We start from the raw sequence: 7,617 nt of genomic DNA on the forward strand, positions 1-7,617 counted from the left end.
CTGTCAGCTCCGCTTTGGCCGCTGGGATCTCTACATGGAAATGCAGCGCTACTTTACTGGCGTGCAGGCCAATTACCAAGCCCTTTTCCAAGCTTCTACCTATGTTCTTTCCCCTGAGCGATGGCAAGTCTTGCGCTCTCCTTCTGCACCCGTGAAGGATCCTGGCCTGTGGTCTGATGCTCTCAGCCAACTGTTTGTGTCTGTTACGTTGGGATCCCTAGTTGTTACAGGCTTGCTGGATGGGTGGAGTATCCTGGCCGGCAAGAGCCAGCGCTGGCGGGAGCGGCTGGGGCTCCATTTGGCTGCCTGGGCCATGTTCTACATCGCTGTAGCCGGCATGAGTCCCCTGGGCCAGCGAAGCATGATTCGCTACTGCCTGCCGGTTCACGTCGTACAAGTGCTGGCCCTCCTGCACTGGGCCAAGCACACCGATTTGGGCTTTCTTCCCCTCTGGGCCCGTCCCCACCTGAGCAGAGTTCTCAAGCTGGGCTATGGGCTTCTGGCTCTCATCTTCCTCGTTCTCAACCAAATCTTGACCTGGCGCTACACCCAGCATCTCTGGGTAGCTTGACTCCACTTTCTTGAAGATAGGATGTGAAGGATCCCGACTTCTCCCCAACCAGGAGCTGTGGCCTTTTCTTCTCCTCGCAAGTTGCCTCGGCAGAAATCGTCCCTGCGGGTGGCTCAGCCCATTGAGCCCACCAAGATCTACCCCTGCCCATGCTGCTACCAGGGTCAGTTGCGCCTGATTACCCTGACCGAGGCTTTTGGCTGCAGTCGTTGCCAGCATATTTTTGCCATCACCCCCGACCGCCTGCACATTGAGCAACTGGCGGTTTCCTACCCCTACCGCAAAATCTGGTTCTGGAACGGCCATCAATGGGTGTTGCGGCGGGAAAGCGCCTTCCAGGGATCCACGCTCTTGGGCCTTACCCTTGGCTTGGGAGTCGTTCTGGTGGTGGGGTTTGTCGGAGCGGTGCTCTTCCCCAGCCAAACCCAGTTGCTCAGTTGGCTCATGATTCTTTGCCTATTGCTAGCGCTGTTGGCAGTGACGGCAATCCTGCTGCTGCGGCGGCCTTGAGATGCTTGAGATTTTCGCCGGCCATCGCGCCCCTAGAACCCCCACTTTGGCTCTTGTGGATCTAGCCATTTCTTGTTAGCAGTGGTCAGGAGCAGATCCGTCGTCGGTCAGCCAGGCAGGAGGGAAGCGAGTGACCGATTTTGGTTCAGCCTTTGACCTCAGCACCACCCTGCGCCAGGTGCGCCGCTTGCTGCCTCAGCTCCAGCGCTTGAGCGGCGAAACCAAACGGCAGGCCCTGCTGGCCCTCTCGCGCCGTTTGCTGGAGCGCTCCGATCTCCTCTTAGAGGCCAATACCCTCGACCTGGAAAGCTGCCGCGAACAAACTGTGCCGGAGTGGATCCTCAACGGCCTCAAGCTCACCCCCGAGCGCCTGCAGCGGTCTGCCCAGTTGCTTGCTCTCTTGGCCCAACAGCCGGATCCCATCGGCAGCCTGGAGAGGGGGTACCGTCAGGACAACGGGCTGTTTATTGGCCGCTACCGCGTCCCCTTGGGGGTGGTGGCTTTGGTCTATGAGATCTACCCCGAGTTTGCCCTCAACGGCATTGGCATGGGTCTCAAGACGGGCAATGGTGTGATCTTGGCCGGCAGCGGCCCCATCCAGAAAACCCACCAGGCTTTAGTTACCCTATTGGCAGAAACAGCCTACGAGCACGGGATCCCGGAAGGGGCCATTCAAGCCTTGCCCACCCAAGACCGGCCGGCGGATCCCCAAGAGGACTCGCTGCTGCTACTGCTGCTGCAGCAAACCCGCTACGTGGATCTGGTAATCCCCTGTGGCCGCCCCGGCTGGGTGGAGTTTCTCCTACAGGCTAGCAAAGTGCCGATCCTGGCTACCCACCTGGGCTATGGCCATGTTTATCTGGATCGCACTGCTCCCTGGCCTTTGGTGAAGTCAGCTTTGCTAGATCCCTTGGCTCGCTATGGCCGAGAAGGGATCCCCATCTACCAGCCCCTCACCCTCTGGCTGCTGATCCACGCCGACTGGGCCGCCAGCCATCTGCCAGCGCTGGTCGAAGCTTTGCTCAGTCAGGGGGAGGTCGATGTCCAGGCGGCCGCCCCAATTCTAGAGCAATTTCCCCAGCTCCAGCCGCTGGGAGAAGAGTTTGACTCCACCCGGCGTCCCCATCTGCGCCTCCAGCTAGTAGCGGATTTAACGGAGGCTATCGCCTGGATTAACAAAAACGGTTACCATCAGTCGGAAGCCATCCTCACTGATAGCCAGGCGGCGGCCCAGCGCTTTCTCCAGGAGGTGGATGCGGCCCTTATCCACATCAACACTACGCCCCTCTCAGCAGGCCGCGGAAGCGGGATCCCTACCTTGGGGGCGATTCGCGACCCGTCCCTGGGCATTTCTACCCAGCGGCTGCATGTGCGCGGGCCCATCGACCTGGAAGCCCTGACAACTGTAAAGGTGGTGGCCCAGGGCGGCCTGTAGCAGCAGGAAGGTGGGATCCCGCTGGCCAAATCAGGCGAGACTGAAGATAGGGATCCACTCCCAGCTTGTCATCCCACAGAGCCCAAGCGACTAGGGGGGAACTCCTTTGGGGATTGACCTACGCAGCTACGTGTTTTTGGATCGGCTCCAGCCCCAGTACGCCGCCTATCTGGGCACGGTGGCCCAGGGCTTTTTGCCCCTGCCGGGAGACACTTCCCTCTGGGTCGAGATTTCCCCCGGCATTGAGATCAACCGCGTCATGGACATTGCCCTCAAAGCCACCTCGGTAAGGCCAGGACTGCAGGTAGTAGAGCGCCTCTACGGTCTTTTGGAGGTTCACTCCAGCAACCAGGGGGATACCCGCACTGCCGGGCGGGCCATCCTAGCGGCTTTGGGGGTGAGCGAACAGGAGCGTCTCAAGCCGCGCATCATCTCTAGCCAGATCATCCGCAACATCGATCCCCACCAAACCCAGTTGATCAACCGTTTCCGCCGCGGCCAGATGCTTCTTGCGGGCCAAACCCTTTACATCCTGGAGGTGCAGCCGGCAGGTTATGCTCCCCTGGCCGCCAATGAGGCAGAAAAATCGGCCCGGATCAACATCCTCGAGGTGATGCCTTTTGGTAGCTTTGGCCGCGTCTACTTGGGTGGAGAAGAGCAAGATATCCTGGCCGCCTGTCGGGCCGCCGAGGAAAGTCTGGCTGCGATTTCTGGGCGGGATCCCTTGCTCTTGCCTGAAGAGGTATAGCCAATGGCGGAATCGGATCCCAAGTCTTCGCCCAAAGCCAGCTTGCCCCAGGATCCGACGGCGGAGCGGGCGAGGCTGCTGGCAGAAGTGACCGCTCCCTACCGCAGTTTGCGGCGCTTTGTCTACCTGGCGGTGGGTTTTTCGGCTGGCGTTGGGGCATTTGTGTTTTTCTTTCGGGCCTTGGCAGGGCGGGATCTGGAGACTACCCTGCCCAGCTTGGCTCTACAGTTAGGGATCCTGGCCGGCGCCCTTGGCCTAAACAGGCTGGAAAACCGCTCCCAGCAAAAGCTGGTCAGACAGATGAGGCAGCGCCTTAGCAGCCAAAAAGAGTCGCCCCCTCCACCCAAGGGTGATCCCCTGTACCAGCGCAGGGACAGTTAGCCCGTCAATCGTCCCAGTCCTCTCGGCGGGGATCGGGGTCGTCCTCCGCATCGGCGCTCGGCAGATAGTGGCGATCCCTGGCGGGGGCTGCCTGGGGCCATTTTTGAACCATTTGGATGGCGAGAAAGGCAACAACGGCAACCACAACTGCCCAGGTGAGAATTGGAATCGCCAGGATCACCACCGTACCCAACACGTAGATAGCCACCTTAGGCAAGGAGGGATCCACCCTCCAGCCGCGGCGGTATACCCAGTTGGTAAGCTGCCGATCCCAGCGGCGCAGGCGAGGGATGTTCTCCTCATAGATTTCCTGCAAAATGCCGGCCAAAACGGAGCCCAGGCGGCGCAGCTGGCTTCGAGTTTGCCTTCTCCAATTCCGCACCGAGCGTCCCATTCGTAGGATCCTTGCCCTGCTCTTCCTCAGGCGATCCTAGCCCAACCGCGAGGGCGACCTTCCCGTCGGGGCGGCAAGGGATCCCTGGGGATGTAAATTTGTTTGAACATTTGGATCGGAGATTGGGGTGGCTGGGCAGGACTACAGTACACTGAGGGCACCTGTGCAGTGGTGTGGCTGCCACGCCAGAGGGGTAAACCTTTTTTAACCTTTCAAAGAGCTCGACTGGAGAACGCTAATGGCTCACACGGTCAAGATCTACGACACTTGCATCGGTTGTACTCAGTGTGTGCGGGCCTGCCCTACCGATGTGTTGGAAATGGTGCCCTGGAAGGGGAACAACAAGGCCGGCATGATTGCTGCAGCCCCCCGCACCGAGGACTGTGTTGGCTGCAAACGCTGTGAGACCGCTTGCCCCACCGATTTCCTGAGCATCCGCGTCTATCTTGGGCCCGAAACCACCCGCAGCATGGGCCTGGCTTACTAAGCCGCCGGCAGGTTGGGTTGCAATTTTTTGCGATTGCCCGCCCACTCAAGGAAACAGCACCTTCTAACTTCACTCTTTAGCCTCTCCTCCCCGGGAAAAAAAGTTGGGCAGGCCGTTGCTGTAGCCAATGGGTTGATTGGAGAGGAGGGATCCCTCCTCTTTTTTTCTTCAAGGGTCGAGATAGAGTCGGTGTTGGCGAATGTAGTGCTCCACAGCGGGGGGGACCAAGTAGCGGATGGATCCCCCTTTTTGGATCTGCTGGCGTAGGTAGGTGGAAGAGAGCGTTAGGGTGGGGGCGTCCAAGAGTGTCGCCCGAATGGGCAGCTTCTCAGCCACCGACCGCAGCACCTGGGCGGCGTCGCCAGCATCGAGGCGGGGGGCAACAATCCAGTGACAGAGGCGGGCCAATTCTTCCGCCTGGTGCCACTGGGGCAGCTCCTGCAGGGCATCCACACCGATGATCCAGTACCACTGGGTGTTGGGTTGCTCCTGCATCAGGCAGCGTAGGGTCTCAATGGTGTAAGAGGGGCCAGGACGGCGGATCTCCAAGTCAGAGCAGGCAAAGCGCTCATGGTCGGCAATGGCTAGCTTCACCATGGCCAGGCGATCCTCTTTGCTGGCGCCCCCAGCTAAGGGCTTGTGGGGCGGATTCCCTGCCGGTATCCACAGCACCTGATCCAAGTTGAACTGCCAGAGGGCCTGCTCGGCCATGATTAAATGGCCGTGGTGGACGGGGTTAAAGGTACCGCCGAGAATGCCAACGCGGCGCTGCTTGGGGGCTGAGCCACTCATGGCTGTTGGCTGAGGTAGCTGATGGCCTCGCGCAGCCAGTCTTCTGTTTGCCGAGACTGGGGTGGCAAGGCTTGCAGGGCTGCTTGGATTTCCTGGGGGCTATAGCCAAGGGCCAGCAAGGCCATTTCCACCTCTTCGCGGATAGGGGAAGGTGGCCCGCTCGACAAAGGCTGATTGGCATTCTCCAGGCCTTTTCGCCAGTGGGCCAATTTGCTTTTCAGCTCCAGCGCCAGCCGTTGGGCAGTCTTTTGTCCTACCCCTGGAGCCAGGGAGAGGAGGCGGACATTTTCGGTTACCACCGCCTGCACCAGCTCCTGGAGAGTAAAGGTGTTGAGCAATGCCAAACCCAGGGCAGGTCCCACCCCTGGCACCTTAATTAGTTCCGCAAACAGATCCCGCTCCGCTGCCGAGCCAAACCCGTACAGCACCAGCTCAGTCTCTCGCACGAGCAAATGGGTGAACACCCGCACAGGCTCCCCTACAGGGGGCAGTTGCTCGAGAAAACGGGCCGGCGCCTGGATGCGATAGCCGATCCCTTGCACCTCCAGGGTGAGGCTGCTGCGCTCTCCCAGTTCTACAGCAACAAGATGACCTGTCAAAAATGCGATCATTTGCGTATCTAACCTGTGTTTTAGGATACCCTGCCCAGCAGCTTTCGGGGTCGGCCAGGCAAAATCTAAATCTAGAATTAGGAGGAGCTTGCGAGCGACTCTTATGGCTTCAACCTCGGCATTGGCTACTCCTATCTCAGCACGCTGGATTTGGCGAGGGCAGCCTGTCCATTATGTCAAACAGGGCGAGCAGGGACAGCCGCTGCTGTTGGTGCACGGCTTTGGAGCCTCCACTGACCACTGGCGCAAGAACATTTCCCAACTGGCGCAACACTACCAGGTCTATGCCATTGACTTGCTGGGCTTTGGTCGCTCGGCCAAGCCCAAGTGGAACTACTGCGCTGAGATCTGGCGGGATCAACTGCGGGACTTCTGTCAACAGGTGATCCGACAGCCGGTAGTGGCCATCGGCAACTCCCTAGGCGGCTATGTGGTGCTCAGCCTGGCAGCAGAGTGGCCTGAGTGGGTGCGGGGTGTGGTGCTGCTCAACGGAGCCGGTGGCTTTTCCACTGCTAAGGGATCCCCCTCCAACTGGCGGCAGGGGCTGGGCAAGCTGGTAGGCTGGAGTCTGCGCCAGCCCTTGGTGTCTTACCTGTTGTTTCAGTACCTGCGTCAGCCACAGGTCATCCGGGCCAAGCTCAAGCAGGTCTATTACAATCAGGCGGCAGTGACAGACCAACTGGTGGAGGACATTCACCGGCCCACGCGGGAGCCAGGAGCAGCCGATGTGTTTGTGGCTCTGATGCGAGGCGGGCAAAAAGGACGCAGCGTGGACGAGCTGCTGCGCAGCCTGGTGCGCCCCCTGCTACTGATTTGGGGAGAGCGGGATCCCTGGATGCGGGTCCGCGAGCGCTCGCAGCTCTACCGCACCTACTACCCCAAGGCAGTGGAATACTTCCTAGAGGCCGGCCACTGTCCCCACGACGAGTGCCCCGAAGAGGTTAATACCCTCATCCATCGCTGGATCGAGGCAGGGATCCCTTCTGCGCCAATCCCGCCATCTAACTGCCATTCCTAAAGCTCTAGATGAGATTATCCAATGGCTGGGGCAGCGAGGCTTCCTCCAGGCCGATGGTGTACTTCAGCCACTCCCGATAGGAGCCGCTGCTAGTAGCTTTGGCAATTTCCAAGTAGAGAGTGCTGTGGGGGCGGCGTGGCTGGCGCAATAGGGGCATGCCTGCCTCACGGGGGGTGCGATTCCCTTTTTTGAGGTTGCAGCGCACACAGGCGCTGACCACGTTTTCCCAAGTGTCACTGCCGCCGCGGGAGCGCGGGATCACGTGGTCTAGGGTAAGGTCTTCGCCATAGCAGCCGCAGTACTGACAGCGGTATCCATCGCGATGAAGGACATTGCGGCGTGTTAAGGGAATCTCTTTGTGGGGAACATGAACGTAGTGGCGGAGACGAATGACTGTAGGCAGAGGAATGTTGCCGTAGACTACTTTGCCGTTGTGCTCAATTTGCTCAGCCTTGCCCTTGAGCAAGAGCACGACTGCCCGGCGCCAACTGGTGATGTTGAGCGGCTCGTAGGAGGCATTGAGTACCAAAACCTTGCCCATACTGCTACGTCCGGCTGACGGGATCCCCACCCCGACCCACAAGGCGCCAGCTCTTCTGAAATTTAACACAGCCTTATTGGGTTGCGGTGGGAATCAGGTAAGTGCAGCGGTGCACTGTCTACTCTTGAC

The 7,617-nt window shown here is 59.6% G+C and carries 10 protein-coding genes and 1 pseudogene; 7 read left to right on the forward strand and 4 right to left on the reverse strand.

Annotated elements, in window-relative coordinates; genetic code table 11:
• The 5 genes and pseudogenes from NW827_RS05985 to NW827_RS06005 form a co-directional block, all read left to right on the forward strand.
• Positions 1-571: pseudogene (locus NW827_RS05985) on the forward strand (hypothetical protein); the annotation flags it as partial.
• Positions 572-628: 57 nt separating this feature from the next.
• Positions 629-1,081 (forward strand): hypothetical protein, encoded by a 453-nt coding sequence (locus tag NW827_RS05990; RefSeq protein WP_414361044.1) that lies wholly within the window; start codon positions 629-631, stop codon positions 1,079-1,081.
• Positions 1,082-1,211: 130 nt separating this feature from the next.
• Positions 1,212-2,516: a gamma-glutamyl phosphate reductase gene (locus tag NW827_RS05995; RefSeq protein ID WP_414503451.1), complete on the forward strand. Its 1,305-nt coding sequence runs from the start codon at positions 1,212-1,214 to the stop codon at positions 2,514-2,516.
• Between the two features lie 106 nt (positions 2,517-2,622).
• Positions 2,623-3,264, forward strand: coding sequence for a hypothetical protein (locus NW827_RS06000; protein ID WP_414361048.1), 642 nt, complete (start codon positions 2,623-2,625; stop codon positions 3,262-3,264).
• Between the two features lie 3 nt (positions 3,265-3,267).
• Positions 3,268-3,645: a DUF3493 domain-containing protein gene (locus NW827_RS06005; RefSeq protein ID WP_414503452.1), complete on the forward strand. Its 378-nt coding sequence runs from the start codon at positions 3,268-3,270 to the stop codon at positions 3,643-3,645.
• A gap of 4 nt (positions 3,646-3,649) precedes the next feature.
• Here NW827_RS06005 and NW827_RS06010 read toward each other — a convergent pair whose 3' ends face one another.
• Entirely contained in the window at positions 3,650-4,039 is a 390-nt protein-coding gene (locus NW827_RS06010) for a hypothetical protein (protein ID WP_414403521.1), read from the reverse strand.
• 238 nt (positions 4,040-4,277) lie between these two features.
• On the opposite strand from NW827_RS06010, the gene psaC reads away from it, so the two are divergent.
• Positions 4,278-4,526, forward strand: coding sequence for a photosystem I iron-sulfur center protein PsaC (psaC, locus tag NW827_RS06015; protein ID WP_011429399.1), 249 nt, complete (start codon positions 4,278-4,280; stop codon positions 4,524-4,526).
• Between the two features lie 168 nt (positions 4,527-4,694).
• Here the strand turns inward: psaC and nadD are convergent, their stop codons facing one another.
• Together nadD and ruvA are read right to left on the reverse strand one after the other, a co-directional pair.
• Positions 4,695-5,318, reverse strand: coding sequence for a nicotinate-nucleotide adenylyltransferase (gene nadD / locus NW827_RS06020; RefSeq protein ID WP_414403522.1), 624 nt, complete (start codon positions 5,316-5,318; stop codon positions 4,695-4,697).
• Positions 5,315-5,929 (reverse strand): Holliday junction branch migration protein RuvA, encoded by a 615-nt coding sequence (gene ruvA, locus NW827_RS06025; protein ID WP_414361059.1) that lies wholly within the window; start codon positions 5,927-5,929, stop codon positions 5,315-5,317. The genes nadD and ruvA overlap by 4 nt, the downstream gene beginning before the upstream one ends.
• A 103-nt stretch (positions 5,930-6,032) precedes the next feature.
• Between ruvA and NW827_RS06030 the strand changes: the two genes are divergently transcribed.
• Positions 6,033-6,947: an alpha/beta fold hydrolase gene (locus NW827_RS06030; protein WP_414403523.1), complete on the forward strand. Its 915-nt coding sequence runs from the start codon at positions 6,033-6,035 to the stop codon at positions 6,945-6,947.
• Positions 6,948-6,951: 4 nt separating this feature from the next.
• On the opposite strand, the gene NW827_RS06035 is transcribed toward NW827_RS06030, so the two are convergent.
• Positions 6,952-7,488: an HNH endonuclease gene (locus NW827_RS06035; protein ID WP_414361065.1), complete on the reverse strand. Its 537-nt coding sequence runs from the start codon at positions 7,486-7,488 to the stop codon at positions 6,952-6,954.
• Positions 7,489-7,617 lie beyond the last annotated feature (129 nt).

Origin of the sequence: Synechococcus sp. H70.1 (assembly GCF_047502705.1) — a bacterium.
Taxonomy (GTDB): domain Bacteria; phylum Cyanobacteriota; class Cyanobacteriia; order Thermostichales; family Thermostichaceae; genus Thermostichus.

What these genes read in the sequence shown, in the direction of transcription:
- NW827_RS06005 (WP_414503452.1), top strand. Translation starts at nt 3,268, where the DNA reads ATGGCGGAATCGGATCCCAAGTCTTCGCCCAAAGCCAGCTTGCCCCAG.
- NW827_RS06010 (WP_414403521.1), bottom strand. Translation starts at nt 4,039, where the DNA reads ATGGGACGCTCGGTGCGGAATTGGAGAAGGCAAACTCGAAGCCAGCTG.
- psaC (WP_011429399.1), top strand. Translation starts at nt 4,278, where the DNA reads ATGGCTCACACGGTCAAGATCTACGACACTTGCATCGGTTGTACTCAG.
- nadD (WP_414403522.1), bottom strand. Translation starts at nt 5,318, where the DNA reads ATGAGTGGCTCAGCCCCCAAGCAGCGCCGCGTTGGCATTCTCGGCGGT.
- ruvA (WP_414361059.1), bottom strand. Translation starts at nt 5,929, where the DNA reads ATGATCGCATTTTTGACAGGTCATCTTGTTGCTGTAGAACTGGGAGAG.
- NW827_RS06030 (WP_414403523.1), top strand. Translation starts at nt 6,033, where the DNA reads ATGGCTTCAACCTCGGCATTGGCTACTCCTATCTCAGCACGCTGGATT.
- NW827_RS06035 (WP_414361065.1), bottom strand. Translation starts at nt 7,488, where the DNA reads ATGGGCAAGGTTTTGGTACTCAATGCCTCCTACGAGCCGCTCAACATC.